Below are 17,345 nucleotides of genomic sequence, written 5' to 3' on the forward strand. Positions count from 1 at the left end.
GCCGCATCATGGGCCCTGTGCGACTCGAAGCGATCACCTGGGAACGGCTCGGCGACCTGCTGGCCGAGCGGCTGCTCGACCTGAAGCCGGCCGACGGCGGCTCCTGGCCGCGCATCGCCTTCGACGGGGCCCCGGCAGCCCACCCGGGAGACCTCGCCGAGCGAGTCGGAGAGGCGCTGCGGATACGCGGCCGGCCCTCGCTCGCCGTCGGTACGCGGGGCTTCCTGCGCCCGGCCTCGGTCCGCCTGGAGTACGGCCACCAGGACGTGGAGGCGTATTACGACGGCTGGTTCGACACCGGTGCCCTGTGGCGCGAGGTCTTCGGCCCCCTCGAACCCGGCGGCGACGGCCGCGTCCTGCCCGACCTCTGGGACCCGGCCACCGACCGGGCCACCCGCAGTCCCTACGTCCAACTCCCGCCCGGCGGCTTCCTGTTGCTGCACGGCCCCCTCCTGCTGCGTCACTGGTTCCCCTTCGACCTGACCGTCCACGTCCTCCTCTCACCCGGCGCTCTGCGCCGCCGCACCCCCGAGGCCGAGCATTGGACCCTCCCCGCCTTCGAGCGCTACGACCACGAGACCGACCCGGCCGGCACGGCCGATGTCCTGGTCCGCGCCGACGACCCACGGCATCCGGCCTGGAGCGGGTGAGAGGGGTCGGCGCGGGTCGAGCGGGTGGCGCGGGTGAGCAGGGCCGGACCCCACTTTCCCGATTTCCCGAAGTGTCTTTTTGCAAGCTTCCCGAAAGACCTTTTGCATGCACGTGCATTTAATTACTCTGAAGCCATGACGTCCTCCACGAGTGATCCGATCTCCTTCGACGACTCCGTCCGCTCCCTGCTCGACGGCAGGAACTTCGCCAGCGTGGCCACCCTCGGCCCCGACGGCGCCCCGCAGAACTCGGTGGTCTGGATCAAGCGCGAGGGCGACACCGTGCTCTTCTCCTCCGTCGACGCCCGGCAGAAGGTGCGCAACCTCCGCCGCGACCCCCGCATCAGCGTCTCGGTGTACGACCTCGCCAACCCCTACACCTCCGTCGAGATCCGCGGCACCGCCGAGATCGTCCCGGACGAGGCCAAGCGGTTGCCGTTCGAGCTCTCGCACAAGTACCTCGGCATCGACCCGCCCGCCGAGAAGGACGACGAGGCCCGAGTGATCATCCGTGTCGTCCCACGGAAGATCGTGCGCTTCTCGGCCTGACCGGCGCCCACGGCCGCCGCACTGCCAGTCCCCGGCCGGTGGCCGTAACCGGCGGCCGCATCCGGTGGCCGTAACCGCTCGGTTCCGGGTGCGTCGGCCAGGCGTCACGGCGAGAATGAAGGGCGCCGGGACTAGCGGTGCGTCCCGCGCCGCGCCGGCCGTCCGGCATCGGGAGGTACTTCATGACCACTGCCGGAGACATCATGCACCGTGGCGCCCAGTGGATCCCGGCTCACGAGACCCTGGACCGCGCCGCCCAGCTGATGCGCGAGCTGGGCGTCGGTGCCCTTCCCATCAGTGACGAGAACGAAAGGCTCTGCGGCATCCTCACCGACCGCGACATCGTCATCGGCTGCGTGGCCATGGGCCGCGACCCGAGCAAGGTCACCGCCGGCGACATGGCCCAGGGCACCCCGCGCTGGATCGAGTCGGACGCCGACATCAGCGACGTGCTCCGGGAGATGCAGGACCACCAGATCCGTCGGCTCCCCGTCATCGAGGACAAGCGCCTGGTCGGCATGATCAGCGAGGCCGATCTGGTCCTGAACCTGCGGCAGGACGACGTCGCCCACTGGGCCGAGAGCGTCTACGCCAGGACCGGCACGCCGACGACGCGCTGACCCGGCGAACGCCCGACCGCACTCCGTTTGCCGTCCTCGTCCTGCCCACCCCGGCGGGCGGGGACGCACCGGAGTCGGCCGACCAACGGCGTCACAGCATCAGAGCCAACCGCTGCGCCGGAATCCGCGGTACAGCACCACACACGCCACGGATATCACGCCCAGGACCAGCGGATAGCCGAACGTCCAGCGCAGCTCGGGCATGTGCTCGAAGTTCATTCCGTACACCCCGCACACCATCGTCGGCACGGCGATGATCGCGGCCCAGGCCGTGATCTTCCGCATGTCCTCGTTCTGCGAGACCGTGACCTGTGCCAGGTGTGCCTGCAGGATCGAGTTCAGCAGTTCGTCGAAGGCGGCTATCTGCTCCTTGGCCCGCAGCAGATGGTCGGAGACGTCACGGAAGTAGGCCTGTATCTCCGGTTCGACCGCCCGGATGGACAGCGAGGCCAGGTCCTCGAGCGGGCGGCTCAGTGGAACCACGGCCCGCTTCAGCTCCAGCAGTTCCCGCTTGAGCTGGTAGATCCGGCCCGGGTCGGCCCGCGCGCCGTTCGCCGCGAATACCGCCGTTTCGACCTCGTCGATGTCCTCCTGCACCGAGTCGATGACGCTCAGATAGTCGTCGACGACGTGGTCCGCGATCGCGTGCAGCACCGCCGCCGGTCCCTTGGAGAGCTGCTCGGGGCTCGACTCCAGCTCCTCGCGCAACGGGCCCAGCGAGCCGTGCCGCCCGTGCCGCACCGTGATCACGAAGTCCTGGCCGACGAACACCATGATCTCGCCGGTGTTGACCACCTCGCTCGTCGCCGTGAGCTCTTCGTGTTCGACGTAGCAGACCGTCTTGAACACCGCGAACAGCGTCTCGTCGTAGTGCTCCAGCTTCGGCCGCTGATGTGCCTCGACCGCGTCCTCGACCGCCAGCGGGTGCAGGGCGAACAACTCGGCGATGCCCGCGAACTCCTGGTCCGTCGGCTCATGGAGACCGAGCCAGACGAAACCGCCGCCGCGCTTGCGCACCTTCTGCACGACGTCGACCAGATCGCCGCTCTCCTGGACCCGCACACCGTCCCGGTACGTCACGCAGTTCACCACCGAGGAGCCCAGCGGGGACCGGGCGGGGTGGCTGAGGTCGACGCGGGGGCGTCGTCGAGCCAGCCGCGCCACCTTGCGGAGGCCGCCGGCCCTGCCGAGGCCCGTGACCTTCCGCAGATTCCCTGCCATGGACATCTGGATCTCCTTGCGTGGATCTCCCCTTGACGCGCGCTCACCTCCGGGCCTTCCAGCCCCTTCGGTTCGCTCGCGCTGCGCTGCATCTTTGCGCCCTGGCCCGCCAGTTTGCCAGGTAGGTGTGAGAGGCGGGTAAGCCTGTGGGAACAGGCGATTCCGCTTGGTTCCCGGCTGTGGACAAAGGGGGAGTACCCGCACGGGGGGCGGCCAAGGCGCCGCCGTCCGCCGGGGGCGGCCGTACGGTGGCCGTGCCAAATTCGGCGCCGTCCTGCCGAGCGTCGCCCCCTCCGGACAAGCCGGGCAACTGGGATGATCGCATCATGACGCGAACCGACGGGTATCTCCTCGACAACCGGCAGGCGGAGGCGGCCGAGCGCTTCGACGCATTCGCCACACTCTTCGACCCCACGACGTTCCGGCATCTCGAACGGTTCGGCATCGGACCCGGCTGGCGCTGCTGGGAGGTGGGCGCCGGCGGCACCTCGGTGGCGTCCTGGCTGGCCAAGAAGGTCGGCCCGACCGGACGGGTCGTCGCGACAGACATCGACACCTCACTGCTCACCCAGGCCGCCCGCCCCCCGGTCGAGGTCCGCATCCACGACGTGGGCACGGACGAGCCGCCGGGGGAGGGGTTCGACCTGGTGCACGCCCGGCTCGTACTCGTGCATGTGCCGGACCGCGAACGGGCGTTGCGGACGATGATCGAGGCCCTGCGCCCCGGCGGCAGGCTCCTGATCGAGGACGCCGACCCCGCTCTGCAGCCCCTGCTCTGCCCCGACGAGTACGGCCCCGACCAGCAGCTCGCAAACCGCCTCCGGCACGGCTTCCGCAAACTTCTCGCCGACCGCGGCGCCGACCTGTCCTACGGCCGTCGGCTCCCGCGTCTGCTCCGGGAGGCAGGCCTGCGCAGGGTGGAGGCCGACGCGTACTTCCCGATCACGTCGCCCGCCTGCGCCGCCCTGGAGTCCGCCACCGTCCGCCAGATCCGCGACCAGCTCGTCGCCGAGGGCATCGCCACCGACGAGGACATCGACCGCCACCTCGCCAACGTCGCCGCCGGAGGCATGGACCTGGCCACCGCCCCGATGATCTCGGCGTGGGGGCGCAGGGCACCGGAGGAGAGCCGAGTTGACATCGCGTCCGTCACCGAGGAACCGATGTCGCCTGACAGCGGGGAGCCGATGTTGCCTGAAACCGGGGAGCCGATGTCGCCTGACACCCGGGAGCCGGCATCGCCTCAGCCGCCGGAGAGCTGACCTCGCCTCAGTCGCCGGAGAGACGACATCGCCGCGGCAACTGGAGAGCCGGCATCGATCGAGCCGACGTCGGCTGCCGTCACTCCGGTGCGGGCGGCCTTCCGCCCACCCGCTCCACTGCCAGCGCACCTGCCCGGCACCCCTCCCGTGCCGCTTCCTCGGGTCGGGCGCCCGCAAGCAGGGTGGCGAGAAAGGCACCGGTGAAGGCGTCGCCGGCACCGGTGGTGTCCCTCGGGGCCGTCGGCATGGCGGGGACGTGGGCACTCACGGTGCCCGACCTGGCCACCATGGCCCCGTCCGCGCCCTGCTTGGCGACCACCAGCGGGACATGGCGACTCAACTTGGCCGCCGCGTCCACCGCATCGGGCAGCCCTGTGAGCAGACACGCCTCGTCACGGCTCGGCAGCAGGACGTCCAGGCCCTCCACCAGGGCCAGGAAACGGTCGACGCCCAGCTCCACGAGGAAGCCGGCCGACGCCGGGTCCATGCTCACCGGCACTCCACGCGTGCGTGCGGACGCCAATGCCGCCGCCACCAGCGCGCGACTCGGCTCGGAGAACAGCAGGTAACCCGAGAGGTGCAGCCATGCGACACCGTCGAGGAGGGCATCCGACCAGTCGCCGGGGTCGAGCCGCAGGGACGCCCCGCTGTCGGTGAGGAACGTCCGCTCGGCAGCGGCGCCCGTGTCGACCAGGCAGATCACCGTCCCGGTCGGCGCCTGCGGATCCACCACGAGACAGGGCCGCACTCCGCTCGCGGTCAGCGCCCGCTCGTGCCACTCGACCGCGTCCGCTCCCACGCGCCCCAGCAGCCGCACTTCCTCGGCGCCCCAATACGCTGCCCAGCAAGCCGCATTGGCGCCGGCGCCGCCCGGCACCGTCCGGACGGCCGCCGCGGTGTCCGTACCCGAGGCGAGCGGTCCCCGGTGCCGGGCGATGACGTCCGTGACCACGTCGCCGACGACGAGCAGTGCGCCGTCGCGCCGGTCGGCCGGGGCGGGCCCCCTCTCCGGCTCGCTCACACCCCGGCCCAGGCCGCCGCGATGCGCCCCGCCAGCCGTACGTTGCCGCGCACCGCCGCGAGGTTGGCGCTCAGCGAGGCACCGTCCGTGTGCCGTACCAAGTAGTCCAGCAGGAACGGCGTGACCGCCTGCCCCGTGATGCCCCGCTCCTCGCATGCGTGCAGCGCGTCGGCGAGCACACGCGCGTGCAGCTCGGGATCCAGCTGCTCCTCCTCCGGTACCGGATTGGCGACGATCAGCGCCGACTCCGGCCCGTCGAGCGCGTCCTGAGCGCGCATCACCTCGGCCACCTCCTGCGGCGACCCGAGCGTCCAGTCCACCGGATGCCCCGAGTCGGACAGGTAGAAGCCGGGGAAGCGCTCCGTGCGGTAGCCGGCGACGGCGACTCCGAGCGTCTCCAGCCGCTGCAGGGTCGCCGGGACATCCAGGATCGACTTCACGCCGGCGCACACCACCGTGATCCGGGCCCGCGCCAGCAGCCCCAGGTCGGCCGACTCGTCCTGCGTCACCGTCCACTCCCGGTGCACACCGCCGAGCCCGCCCGTCGCGAACACCCGTACCCCTGCGAGGGCCGCCAGCAGAGCCGTCGCCGACACCGTGGTGGCCCCGCTCGCCCCGGAGGCCACCGCGAGCGGCAGATCCCGGTGCCCGAGCTTGCGGATCCCGTCCTCGTTCGCGATCCGCTCCAGCTGCTCCTTGTCCAGACCGACGTGGGGCCGCCCGTCCAGCACGGCGATCGTCGCGGGAACGGCACCCTCCTGCCGTACGACGTCCTCCAGCTCCAGCGCCACCTGCAGATTGCGTGGGCGTGGCAGCCCGTGCGCGATGATCGTGGACTCCAGGGCCACCACAGGTCGACGCGCGTCGACCGCGTCCCGTACCTCTTCCGACACCACCAGCACCACGCGCCTGCCTCCTGTCCGTCGGTCTTCCCTCATCTCTGGCGGGCGGCGCACCGGGTCAAACCCTTGCGGCATGTGTGAGACGCCACCAGCCTGGAATGCATGACCGACAACACAACACGCCTCGACCACGTGGTCCTCTGGGTGAGCGACCCGGCCGCGTCGGCCGCGTTCTACGAGAAGACGCTCGGCATGCTGCCCGTCAGGCTCACGGACTTCATCGCGGGCGAGGCGCCGTTCCCCTCGGTGCGCGTCAACGAAGAGACCATCCTCGACCTCATGCCGATGACCATGGCGGAACGCATGAAGATGCTCCCCGACGCCGCACGCAGCGCGGGACACCCGGTCAATCACGTCTGCCTGTCCCTGCCGGAGGCCGACTTCCACGGGCTGCGCAGCCACCTGGAGGAGCAGGACGTACCCGTCTCGGAGTACTCGTACGACTCCTTCGGCGCCCGCGGCAAGGCCAGGCGCAGCTTCTACTTCCGTGACCCCGACGGCAACATCTTCGAGGCCCGGCACTACGACTAGAGCACCGACAGGGCACCGAGCAGGGGGCCACGCGCGCGCGTGACCCCCGTTTCTCGAGGCGTCCGAGCAGGGGACGTCAGACCGGCTGCAGGCCGTCCAGCGCCCCATGCGGATTCAGCACGTACTTGCGGCTGGCGCCCTGGTCGAACTCGGCGTAGCCCTGTGGTGCGTCCTCGATCCCGATCACGGTCGCGTTGACCGCCTCGGCGATCTTCACCCGGTCGTGCGGGATCGCCATCATCAGGCCCCGGTGGTACTGCATGACCGGGCACTGTCCGGTCGTGAAGCGGTGGCTCTTGGCCCAGCCGAGGCCCAGCCGCACCTTCAGCGTCCCGGACTTGGCGTCCTGGTCGATCCCTCCGGGGTCCTCCGTGACGTACAGGCCGGGGATGCCGAGGGCACCGCCCGCGCGCGTGACGCCCATCAGCGAGTTGAGGACCGTGGCGGGCGCCTCCTGGGCGTTCGGGCCGTGGGCCCGCGCTTCGAAGCCGACCGCGTCGACCGCGGCGTCCACCTCGGGTTCCCCGAGGATCTGCGCGATCTGCTCCTCCACACTGCCCTGCGAGACGTCGACGGTCTCGCAGCCGAAGCTGCGCGCCTGGGCGAGGCGTTCGGCGTTCAGGTCGCCGACGATGACGACGGCGGCGCCCAGCAGATGCGCCGAAGCGGCCGCCGCGAGCCCGACCGGGCCCGCCCCGGCGACGTACACCGTCGAACCGACGCCCGCACCCGGGCTGACCACGCCGTGGAAGCCGGTCGGGAAGATGTCCGACAGCATCGTCAGATCGAGCAGCTTCGCGCGCGCCTGGTCCGGGTCGGGGAACTTCAGGAGGTTGAAGTCCGCGTAGGGGATCATGGCGAACTCGGCCTGCCCGCCGACCCAGCCGCCCATGTCGACATAGCCGTACGCGGCCCCGGGACGGGCCGGGTTCACGTTCAGGCCAGCCCTCGCGGCTACCCGGAGCGTCCTGTCTGGCTGGGCCCTGCGCGAGCCGGGTGGGGGGCTTGCGTTCCGGGCGGACGGGGCGGAGGGGCGCTGCCCTGGGACGAGCAGGGGATGCGGACCTGGCGGCTGGACCCAGCGGACCTTGCGGGCTGGGGGACCGGGGGACCGGGGGACTGGGGGGACTGGGCTGGGCGGTGCGGGTGGGCCGGCCCTGCCTTCGCTGTCTCCGGGCCGAGCGGCGTGTGTCCCGGGGCGGCTTGGACGTGCAGAGCTTGCGGACTGGGGGACTGGGCTGGGCGGAGCAGGTGGGCTGCTCCTTCGTTCCCTGCCGCCCGGGCCAGCCGGCGTGTGTCCCTCGGCGGGCCGGGCTGCCGAGGCCGGCGTCAGCCGCCCGCCGGAGCCTTCTTCGTCCGCCTGCCCCGGGTGAGCAGTGCCAGCCCCGCCAACGGCAGCAGCAGGCACGCGGCGGCGAAGTTCAGCCAGGCGTAGCTTGCCTGCGCGACCACCAGCCCGGCGGCAGCCCCGCCGATGCCCGCGGAGGCGTTCATGGCGAGGTCCGACAGCCCCTGCGCGGCGGCCCGGGCGGGCTGCGGCACGGAGTCCGTGAGCAGCGCGGAACCTGAGACGAGCGCCGCCGACCAGCCGAGCCCCAGTACGAAGAGCCCGAAGGCCGTCTGCCCATGACTGCCGCCCGCCGTACCGGCGACGAACACCGCACACGCCAGCAGCCCCACGGCGAGGCCGATCCCGGACAGCCGCCCCAGCCGGTCCGACAGCCGCCCCATGAGCGGCGCGAACGCGTACATGCCGGCGATGTGCGCGCTGATGACCAGCCCGATCAGATCAATGCCCGCGCCGTGGTGCGCGAGGTCGACCGGGGTCATCGACATCACCGAGACCATCGCCGTATGCGCGACGGCCACGGCCACCACCGCGAGCCGCGCCCGCGGCGAGGCGGTCACCGCTGCCACCCCGGCGCGCAGCGAACGGGCCGCGGGCGACTGCTCATCGGCCGGCGCGAGCGCACGCGCCGTCAGCAGCGGGTCCGGCCGCAGCAGTACGGCCACCACGAGCGCGGATATCAGGAAGATCCCAGCCGCCCACAGGAACGGACCCGCCGCCTCGGGTATCCCGAATCCCGTGACGCTACGACCGGCGGGCGCGGCGATGTTCGGGCCGAGGACCGCGCCGATCGTGGTCGCCCACACAACGAGCGAGATGGCCCGGGCCCGGTGCTCCGGCTCCGCCAGATCCGCGGCGGCGAACCGCGCCTGCAGGTTGGCCGACGAGGCCGCGCCGAACGCCGCCATCCCGCACAGCAGCAGCGGAAAGCTCCCGATGCTTGCCGCGAGCACCGTGACACCCGCGCCCACGGCCCCGATGAGATAGGCCAGGACGAGCCCGGGCCTTCGCCCACGCGCGGTCATCAGCGCGGCGAGCGGCATGGACAGCACCGCCGTACCGGCGACGGTCGCGGTGGGTGCGAGCCCGGACAGCGACTCGGTGCCGCTGACCTCCTTGGCCAGGACCGCAGCGAGCGCGATGCCGGTGGCGACGCCCAGACCGCCCAGGATCTGCGTGGTGATCAGCACGCCCGAGATACGGCGCCGCAGGGCAGGCAACCGGTCGGGCGGTACGGGAACGACGACCTGCCGCTCCACGGCGGTCACGACGCGCATCCGGCTGTACGGCTCGTCCGGCGGGTCGGCAGGGGACAACACAACGAATGGGCCGCGTACAGCTGGGTGAAAGGTGTCGTCACAGGCGCAGTCTCCCCCTCATCTCCCGCCCGCCCAACCCCGTGAGAGACCGAGAGCCCTCACAGTGTGAAGAATGTGAAGCCCTCGAAAGGTCATCAGGAGATCAGAAGAGCGGCTCCGGCAGGACCCCCTCCAGCGCGAGCAGCTTCCGCTTGGTCTCCAGACCGCCCCCGAACCCTCCGATGCCGCCGTCGCTCTCCACGACCCGATGGCAGGGCACGACAACCGGCAGCGGATTGGCGCCCATCGCCATCCCCACCGCCTGGGCCGCGCCCGGCTGCCCGACCCGCCCGGCCAGATCGCCGTAGCCGACGACGGAGCCGTACGGGACACCGGAGGCCAACTCGTGCAGCACCTGCCGGTTGAAGCCGGAGATCAGCGACCAGTCCAGCGGCAGCTCGAAGTCGCGCCGGACACCCGCGAAGTACTCCTCCACCTGCCGTATCGCCTCGGCCAGCAGCGGGGAGCCGGGCGCCTCGACCGGCTCGGTGCCCAGCCGGGACGCCAGTCGGTCGAACGTCTTCTCGCGCACCTTCTCCGTGGCGTGGAACACGACGCTGACCAGGCCGTCGCGGGTCGCGGCCAGCATCAGCGGACCGATGTCGGTACCGACGACGGCCCACACGACCTGCTGCTCGTACTGCCCATGGCTGTCCATGCGCCAACCGTACGACCCGCCACTGACAACGCCCTCACTCCTCGGGCAGGGCGTCCCGCACCACGTCGGGGCTGTTGGTGATGATCCCGTCGACGCCGTACCCGGCGACCAGCCGGGCGGTGTCCGCGTCGTTCACGGTCCAGGTGAACACCTCCAGCGGCCTGCCGTGCGGCCCTTCGAACGCTTGGACGGAGTCGACGTAACCCGTGGAGATGGAGGTGTAGGAGGGGTTGATCTGGTCGGCGAACGTCGCGTACCAGGACAGGTCAGCGACGGGCGGCGTTCCCAGGAAGCCGGTCTTCACAGCCGGCTTCAGCTCATGGACGGTCCGCACGCTGTCGGCGCTGAAACTCTGCACGATCAGCCGGCCCAGGTGCGGCACGTCGAGCCAGCCGTCGTTGTCCAGGGCCTTGAGGGTCTGCTGCTCGATGCCCGGGTACAGGTCAGGGTTCTTGATCTCCAGGAGCAGCTTCTGGTGGTGCAGTTCCACCCGGTCCATGAACTGGGCCAAGGTCGGCACGCGCGCGCCCGCGTATGCGGGGCCGAACCAGCTGCCCGCGTCCAGCCGGGCGATCTCGGCGGCGGTGAAGTCCTTCACCTTCCAGGGCGCCCGGCTGGGGAAGACCTGCTCCACATCGGTCGTGCGCTTCAGGTTGTCGTCGTGGAGGACGACCAGTTCCCCGTCCTTGGTGCGCTGCACGTCGTTCTCCACCCAGCTGATGCCCAGTTCGGCGGCCTTGTCGACGCCGGCCAGCGTGTTCTCGGGTGCATAGGCCGAGGCCCCTCGGTGTGCGATCACCGTGGGCCGCTCGGCGCCGGCCCGGGCATGGGGCGCGGGAAGCAGAAGCGCCGCGGTTCCCAGGACTGCGGTCGTCGTGGCGGCTACAACGCGCGCGTGCATGCGTACTCCTCGCGTCGAACGATCACGGACAGCACAACTGTGGCAGCAGAGGGTCAACGCTGGAGGAGTACAGAATGGCCACAGATTGAATGGAGTGGTCCGGGTCCGCTCACTCGTGCCGCACAACTGGGGCAAGCCCGTGTTTCTTTGCCGGAAAATCGTTCGACCATTCCGGTGGGAGTTACTCTCTGCCTCAACCCTGAACCGCTCGGGCGGTCCTGGGAGGGGGCGCGTTTTCACGGCATTCCGGGACGTACGAGGGCGGGAAGGGCAGCTGCGTATGCAGGGCACGATCGACGGATTCAGCTACGGACTCGTCACCCCGCTGGTGGCCTACCTCATGGCCTGCCTCGGCGGTGCGCTCGGCCTGCGCTGCACCACCAGATCGATGCTCGTCTCGCAGTCCTGGCGCCCGGGCTGGCTCGCCCTGGGCTCGGCGGCCATCGGCTCCGGCATATGGACCATGCACTTCGTCGCGATGATGGGGTTCACGGTCAAGGAGACACCGATCCACTACGACAAGCCGATGACGTTCGCGAGCCTCGCCGTCGCCATCGTCATGGTCGGCGTAGGGATCTTCATCGTCGGCTACAAAGGCGCCCGCGGAACGGCTCTGTTCACCGGCGGCACCATCACCGGCCTGGGCATCGCCTCGATGCACTACCTGGGCATGGCCGGCCTGCGGCTCAACGGCAAGCTGGAATACAACACGGTCACCGTCGGCATCTCCGTCGCCATAGCGATGGTGGCGGCCACCGCCGCGCTGTGGGCCGCCGGACAGGTCCGAGGGCTCATGTGGAGCGTCGGCGCCAGCCTCGTCATGGGCCTCGCCGTCAGCGGCATGCACTACACCGGCATGGCCGCCCTCAGCGTCCATCTCCACGGCACGGGCGCGCCCGCGGCCGGCGACTCACCCGCCGGCCTGCTCGCGCCGATGCTGGTCGGCCCGCTCGCCTTCCTGCTCCTCGCCGGCGCCGTCGTGCTGTTCGACCCGCACATGGTCACGGGGAAACCCGCAGTGGTCCCCGCCGAGCACAAGCCGGGCGTCCCGGCCCACACGACCGTCCCGCACCAGGCCCGCCGCCCGCAGCTGCGCACCCGCCGCAACCAGGACCACCGAGGCTCCCGGACCCCGCAGAACCACTGATCGGACCGCGTTGTCAGTGGGGGGTCGTACGGTTGACTCCATGCGGCCCGTTTCCAGCATCGAACGCACGGTGGCGCCCTTCGAGGTCGTCAGCCCCTACCAGCCCAGCGGCGACCAGCCGCAGGCCATCGCCGATCTCGCCCGGCGCGTCGAAGCCGGCGAGAAGGACGTCGTCCTGCTCGGCGCGACCGGCACCGGCAAGTCCGCCACCACCGCGTGGATGATCGAGAAGCTCCAGCGCCCCACCCTGGTGATGGCGCCGAACAAGACCCTGGCCGCCCAGCTGGCGAACGAGTTCCGCGAGCTGCTGCCGAACAACGCCGTCGAGTACTTCGTCTCGTACTACGACTACTACCAGCCCGAGGCCTACGTCCCGCAGTCGGACACCTACATCGAGAAGGACTCCTCGATCAACGAGGAGGTCGAACGCCTGCGGCACTCCGCGACCAACTCGCTGCTCACCCGCCGCGACGTCGTCGTGGTCGCCTCGGTCTCCTGCATCTACGGCCTCGGTACTCCGCAGGAGTACGTGGACCGCATGGTCCCCCTCAAGGTCGGCGACGAGGTCGACCGGGACCAGTTGCTGCGCCGTTTCGTGGACATCCAGTACACGCGCAACGACCTCGCCTTCAGCCGCGGCACCTTCCGGGTGCGCGGCGACACCATCGAGATCTTCCCGGTCTACGAGGAGCTCGCCGTCCGCATCGAGATGTTCGGCGACGAGATCGAGGCACTGTCCACACTCCACCCGCTCACCGGCGAGATCATCAGCGACGACGAGCAGCTGTACGTCTTCCCGGCCACCCACTACGTCGCGGGCCCCGAGCGCCTGGAGCGGGCCGTCAACGACATCGAGAAGGAGCTCGGCGAGCGCCTCTCCGAGCTGGAGAACCAGGGCAAGCTCCTGGAGGCCCAGCGCCTGCGGATGCGCACGACGTACGACCTCGAGATGCTCCGTCAGATCGGCAGCTGCTCCGGTATCGAGAACTACTCGATGCACTTCGACGGCCGCTCGCCCGGCTCCCCGCCGAACACACTGCTGGACTACTTCCCGGACGACTTCCTGCTCGTCATCGACGAGTCGCACGTCACCGTGCCGCAGATCGGAGCCATGTACGAGGGCGACGCCTCCCGCAAGCGCACCCTCGTCGACCACGGCTTCCGCCTGCCCTCCGCCCTCGACAACCGCCCCCTGAAGTGGGAGGAGTTCCAGGAGCGCATCGGGCAGACGGTCTACCTGTCGGCGACCCCGGGCAACTACGAACTCTCCCGCGGGGACAGTCACGTCGAGCAGATCATCCGCCCGACCGGCCTGGTCGACCCGGAGGTCGTCGTCAAGCCCACCGAGGGGCAGATCGACGACCTGGTGCACGAGATCCGGGAGCGGGTCGAGAAGGACGAGCGCGTCCTGGTCACCACCCTCACCAAGAAGATGGCCGAGGACCTCACCGCCTACTTCCTGGAGCTCGGCATCCAGGTGCGCTATCTGCACAGCGACGTCGACACCCTGCGCCGCGTCGAGCTGCTGCGCGAACTGCGCGCCGGCGAGTTCGACGTGCTCGTCGGCATCAACCTCCTCCGCGAGGGTCTCGACCTGCCCGAGGTGTCACTCGTCGCGATCCTCGACGCCGACAAGGAGGGCTTCCTGCGCTCCGGGACCTCCCTCATCCAGACCATCGGCCGCGCGGCGCGCAATGTCTCCGGCCAGGTTCATATGTACGCCGACAAGATCACCCCGGCGATGGAGAAGGCCATCGACGAGACCAACCGCCGCCGGGAGAAGCAGGTCGCGTACAACACGGCGAGGGGCATCGACCCCCAGCCGCTGCGCAAGAAGATCAACGACATCGTCGCGCAGATCGCCCGCGAGGACGTCGACACCGAGCAGTTGCTCGGCAGCGGCTACCGCGCCAAGAAGGACGGCCGGGGCACCAAGGCCCCCGTCCCCTCCCTCGGCGACAAGGCCAAGGGTGCGAAGGCGGGCAAGTCCGCCAAGGGCAAGGCGAAGGAGACGGTGCCGACCGACCGCCCGGCGGCCGATCTCGCCGAGCAGATCGAGGAGTTGACGGAGCGTATGCGCGCCGCCGCCGCGGATCTGCAGTTCGAGATCGCGGCCCGGCTGCGTGACGAGGTGTCCGAGATGAAGAAGGAGTTGCGCCAGATGAAGGAGGCAGGCCTGGCCTGAGAGGCGCCGCCCGAACGGTCGTCGGCCGAACTCCCGGTACTCGCTGTGTTGCAAGACCGACACAAAGTGGGGACCGGGGTACGTCACTGTCAGTGCCCCTGCGTAGGGTTCTCGTCATCCGCGGACTCCGCGGCCAACAGGGGACAGCTCGAGAGGGGAATCAGCACGTGACCGTCAACATGACCAAGGGTCAGGCCATCAGTCTGCAGAAGAACGACGGCGGCAGCCTGACTGCGGTGCGCATGGGTCTCGGCTGGCAGGCGGCTCCCCGGCGCGGCCTGTTCGGCTCGCGCACGCGGGAGGTCGACCTCGACGCCTCCGCCGTCCTGTTCGCGGACAAGCAGCCGGTCGACGTCGTCTTCTTCCGCCACTTGGTGAGCGACGACGGCTCGGTTCGCCACACCGGTGACAACCTCGTCGGCGGTGTCGGCCAGGGCGGCGACGACGAGGCGATCCTCGTCGACCTCGCGCGCATCCCGGTCCACATCGACCAGATCGTCTTCACCGTGAACTCCTTCACGGGCCAGACCTTCCAGGAGGTGCAGGACGCGTTCTGCCGCCTGGTCGACGAGACCAACGGCCAGGAGCTCGCCCGCTACACGCTGGCCGGTGGCGGCCAGTACACCGCGCAGATCATGGCGAAGGTGCACCGCTCGGGTCCGGGCTGGTCGATGACCGCCCTCGGCACCCCGGCCAACGGCCGGACGTTCCAGGACCTGATGCCGGCGATCCTGCCGCACCTGTAGGCCCGCCCGGCGAGCCGCACACGACACGACAAGCGACACAGGGGGACGAAGGCATGACGGCCGAGCTGGTGCGGGGGCAGAACCACCCGCTCTCCCAGTCCCGTCTGGAGATCCGGATCTCGGCCGGCACACCGATCGTGGCCGCAGCCACGCTCGGCGACGAGCAGGGCAGGATCCACGGCGTCGAGTGGGTGGCCCACCCCGGCACTCCCACCCTGCCCGGCCTCGAGGTCTCCCGGCAGGCGGCCGCCGACCATCGTCTTGCGGTGGACCTGGACGCCATGCCGGAGGCCGTCCACCGTGTCAGTGTGCTGCTCGCCCTGCCGACGGGGGCCGGCTGCCCGAGCCGGTTCGGCACCGTCGCGACCCCCTTCGTCGCGGTCACCGGCCTCGACGGCAACGAGGTCGCCAGTTACACCATCACCGGCCTGGAAGCCGAGTCGGCCGTCGTCGCGCTGGAGCTGTACCGCCGCCAGGACGCATGGAAGGTACGCGCGATCGGCCAGGGGTACGCCGGCGGCCTCGCCGACCTCTTCACCGACCAGGGTCTGTCCCAGGCCCAGCAACTCGCCGGCAGCATCAACGAAGCGGTGGACCAGGGCATGGCCCGCTCGGTGCCGGCACCTCCGCCACGCACGGACGGCGACCGCTCGCGGCAGACGGCCGCGCCGGCCCTCGGCCCGGACCAGGGCGGTCCCGCACCGCAGGGCACATCATGCCCCGGGTCGCAGCCGACATCGCCGTACGGCCCGCAGACCTCCGGCGCGCCCGGCCAGCCGACACCGCCGCCGTCGTACCAGGGCGGAGCCGGCGCCACCGACCCGGCTCAGCCGTCCGCTCCCACCTCGGGCGGCCCGATCAACTACAGCCACCCGGGCCGGCAGACCGCGGCTCCGCCGCCGCCCCCGCCGACCGCACCCCCGGCCCAGCCCGGACAGCCCGCGCAGCCCGTCGCGGGCGACGCCACCGGCTGGTCCATGGACGAGCGGCTCTACAACCAGGTGTGGGGCATGTTCGAGGACCTGGCCCGCACGACAGCCGCCTACCGCAGCGCCGTCGACTTCGCCGACTCGCGCATGGACAAGGAACTCGACCAGGTCCTGTCGGACCCGCGCAGCCGGATCGGCGGTCAGGGCGACGCCGCGCGCGAGGCGGCGCAGGCCAAGCACGCACAGCTGGTCAACCAGGCCAGGGCGACGCTCGACCGGGACATCGCCCAGCTCACCGCCGAGTCCGAGGTCGTCGAACCCGCGCTGCCGCATGCGTACGCGCGCTGGGACAACCCCGTCTGGCACGGCTACCGCGTACCGATGGAGATCCCCATGGCCCTGCGCCTGGGCGACCTCCACCTGCCCGAGAGCGACCGGTTGCGCATCCCGATGCTGGTCCGGCTGCCGCTGGAGCGAGGCCTGTGGATCGACAGCGGAAGCAGCGGCTCGCTCGACGGCTCCTACACGGACTCCCATGACCTGCGGCGCCTCGCGATGGAGACGGCGGCGGCGCACGCGGCACGACTGCTCGCCGTCTATCCGGCAGGCGAGTTCACCGTGCATGTCATCGATCCCGCCGGTTCCGGCGCGCAGGAACTCGCCCCGCTGGTGCAGAACGGCGTGCTCGCTGCTCCGCCCGCCGTGGGCGCGGCCGGTGTCGCGGAGGTCCTCGCGCGGCTCACCCAGCGGGTCGACCTGGTGCAGATGGCGGTGCGCGGCGGCGCCCCCGACTCCCTGCCGCCCGATTTCGACACCTCCGAGCAGTTGCTGATCGTCAACGACTTCCCGCACGGATTCGACGATCGCGCGGTGAACCAGCTGCGCTACCTGGCGGACGAAGGTCCGGCTGTCGGCGTCCACCTGATGATGGTCGCGGACCGCGAGGAGGCTGCCGCCTACGGCCCGTTGCTCGACCCGCTGTGGCGTTCGCTGATGCGACTGACCCCCACGCCGGACGATCACCTCGCCGACCCGTGGGTGGGGCACGCCTGGACCTACGAGCCCCCGCTCGTGCCGCCCGGCAGCCAGGTGCTCCAGCACGTGCTGGCACAGGTCGCAGCGGCTCGGGCCAAGTACCGGTAAAGCGCCTCTGACCAGGTAACTTGGCACTTCTTTTGCCAATCACTTTACCTTTCCTTGGTGATTGGGGTACTGTTCTTTGCACGGAGGGGAGTACTCCCTGTCGCTGCGACGTTCCCGTCAATACGGATCCGGCCAGATCCCGGGGCGTCGGCCCAAAGTGGGTGGAAGAGACCT

14 protein-coding genes and 2 pseudogenes are annotated in these 17,345 nt (G+C 70.6%); 9 read left to right on the forward strand and 7 right to left on the reverse strand.

What is annotated here, in order from left to right; all coding sequences use genetic code 11:
* Window positions 1-8 precede the first annotated feature (8 nt).
* The 3 genes from OG331_RS36540 (at window position 9) to OG331_RS36550 (ending at window position 1,819) form a co-directional block, all read left to right on the forward strand.
* Complete coding sequence (locus OG331_RS36540) at window positions 9-650, forward strand: uridine kinase (RefSeq protein WP_406204490.1); 642 nt, start codon at window positions 9-11, stop codon at window positions 648-650.
* A gap of 135 nt (window positions 651-785) precedes the next feature.
* Window positions 786-1,199, forward strand: coding sequence for a PPOX class F420-dependent oxidoreductase (locus tag OG331_RS36545; protein WP_406204493.1), 414 nt, complete (start codon window positions 786-788; stop codon window positions 1,197-1,199).
* Between the two features lie 182 nt (window positions 1,200-1,381).
* Window positions 1,382-1,819, forward strand: coding sequence for a CBS domain-containing protein (locus tag OG331_RS36550; RefSeq protein ID WP_328882369.1), 438 nt, complete (start codon window positions 1,382-1,384; stop codon window positions 1,817-1,819).
* 99 nt (window positions 1,820-1,918) lie between these two features.
* Here the strand turns inward: OG331_RS36550 and corA are convergent, their stop codons facing one another.
* Window positions 1,919-3,046: a magnesium/cobalt transporter CorA gene (gene corA, locus OG331_RS36555; protein ID WP_406204496.1), complete on the reverse strand. Its 1,128-nt coding sequence runs from the start codon at window positions 3,044-3,046 to the stop codon at window positions 1,919-1,921.
* 320 nt (window positions 3,047-3,366) lie between these two features.
* Between corA and OG331_RS36560 the strand changes: the two are divergent.
* Window positions 3,367-4,155, forward strand: a pseudogene (locus OG331_RS36560) (methyltransferase); the annotation flags it as partial.
* A 226-nt stretch (window positions 4,156-4,381) separates the two neighbouring features.
* Here OG331_RS36560 and OG331_RS36565 read toward each other — a convergent pair.
* Together OG331_RS36565 and OG331_RS36570 are read right to left on the reverse strand one after the other, a co-directional pair.
* Window positions 4,382-5,323 carry a carbohydrate kinase family protein gene (locus tag OG331_RS36565; protein WP_406204498.1) on the reverse strand — a complete coding sequence of 314 codons (942 nt, stop codon included), beginning with the start codon at window positions 5,321-5,323 and terminating at the stop codon, window positions 4,382-4,384.
* Window positions 5,320-6,228, reverse strand: coding sequence for a pseudouridine-5'-phosphate glycosidase (locus tag OG331_RS36570; RefSeq protein ID WP_406204501.1), 909 nt, complete (start codon window positions 6,226-6,228; stop codon window positions 5,320-5,322). The genes OG331_RS36565 and OG331_RS36570 overlap by 4 nt, the downstream gene beginning before the upstream one ends.
* A gap of 99 nt (window positions 6,229-6,327) precedes the next feature.
* Between OG331_RS36570 and OG331_RS36575 the strand changes: the two genes are divergently transcribed.
* Entirely contained in the window at window positions 6,328-6,756 is a 429-nt protein-coding gene (locus OG331_RS36575; RefSeq protein WP_362378401.1) for a VOC family protein, read from the forward strand.
* A 76-nt stretch (window positions 6,757-6,832) separates the two neighbouring features.
* Here OG331_RS36575 and OG331_RS36580 read toward each other — a convergent pair.
* The 4 genes and pseudogenes from OG331_RS36580 to OG331_RS36595 all read right to left on the reverse strand — a co-directional run.
* Window positions 6,833-7,696: pseudogene (locus OG331_RS36580) on the reverse strand (zinc-binding dehydrogenase); the annotation flags it as partial.
* Window positions 7,697-8,085: 389 nt separating this feature from the next.
* On the reverse strand, window positions 8,086-9,381 hold the full coding sequence (locus OG331_RS36585; RefSeq protein ID WP_406204504.1) for an MFS transporter: 1,296 nt from the start codon (window positions 9,379-9,381) through the stop codon (window positions 8,086-8,088).
* A 184-nt stretch (window positions 9,382-9,565) separates the two neighbouring features.
* The gene (locus OG331_RS36590) at window positions 9,566-10,120 is read right to left on the reverse strand and encodes a methylated-DNA--[protein]-cysteine S-methyltransferase (RefSeq protein WP_406204506.1); all 555 of its coding nucleotides are present in this window, start codon (window positions 10,118-10,120) and stop codon (window positions 9,566-9,568) included.
* Between the two features lie 34 nt (window positions 10,121-10,154).
* The gene (locus tag OG331_RS36595; RefSeq protein WP_406204509.1) at window positions 10,155-11,021 is read right to left on the reverse strand and encodes a glycerophosphodiester phosphodiesterase; all 867 of its coding nucleotides are present in this window, start codon (window positions 11,019-11,021) and stop codon (window positions 10,155-10,157) included.
* 280 nt (window positions 11,022-11,301) lie between these two features.
* Between OG331_RS36595 and OG331_RS36600 the strand changes: the two genes are divergently transcribed.
* From OG331_RS36600 to OG331_RS36615, 4 genes are all read left to right on the forward strand, one after another.
* Window positions 11,302-12,168, forward strand: a complete 867-nt coding sequence (locus tag OG331_RS36600; protein WP_406204511.1) for an MHYT domain-containing protein — start codon at window positions 11,302-11,304, stop codon at window positions 12,166-12,168.
* A gap of 40 nt (window positions 12,169-12,208) precedes the next feature.
* Window positions 12,209-14,353 (forward strand): excinuclease ABC subunit UvrB, encoded by a 2,145-nt coding sequence (gene uvrB, locus OG331_RS36605; RefSeq protein ID WP_406204514.1) that lies wholly within the window; start codon window positions 12,209-12,211, stop codon window positions 14,351-14,353.
* 167 nt (window positions 14,354-14,520) lie between these two features.
* Entirely contained in the window at window positions 14,521-15,099 is a 579-nt protein-coding gene (locus OG331_RS36610) for a TerD family protein (RefSeq protein ID WP_406204516.1), read from the forward strand.
* Window positions 15,100-15,152: 53 nt separating this feature from the next.
* Window positions 15,153-17,171, forward strand: a complete 2,019-nt coding sequence (locus OG331_RS36615) for a TerD family protein (RefSeq protein ID WP_406204519.1) — start codon at window positions 15,153-15,155, stop codon at window positions 17,169-17,171.
* The last annotated feature ends 174 nt before the right edge of the window (window positions 17,172-17,345 follow it).

This window comes from Streptomyces sp. NBC_01017, assembly GCF_045162795.1.
GTDB classification, from domain to species: domain Bacteria; phylum Actinomycetota; class Actinomycetes; order Streptomycetales; family Streptomycetaceae; genus Streptomyces; species Streptomyces machairae.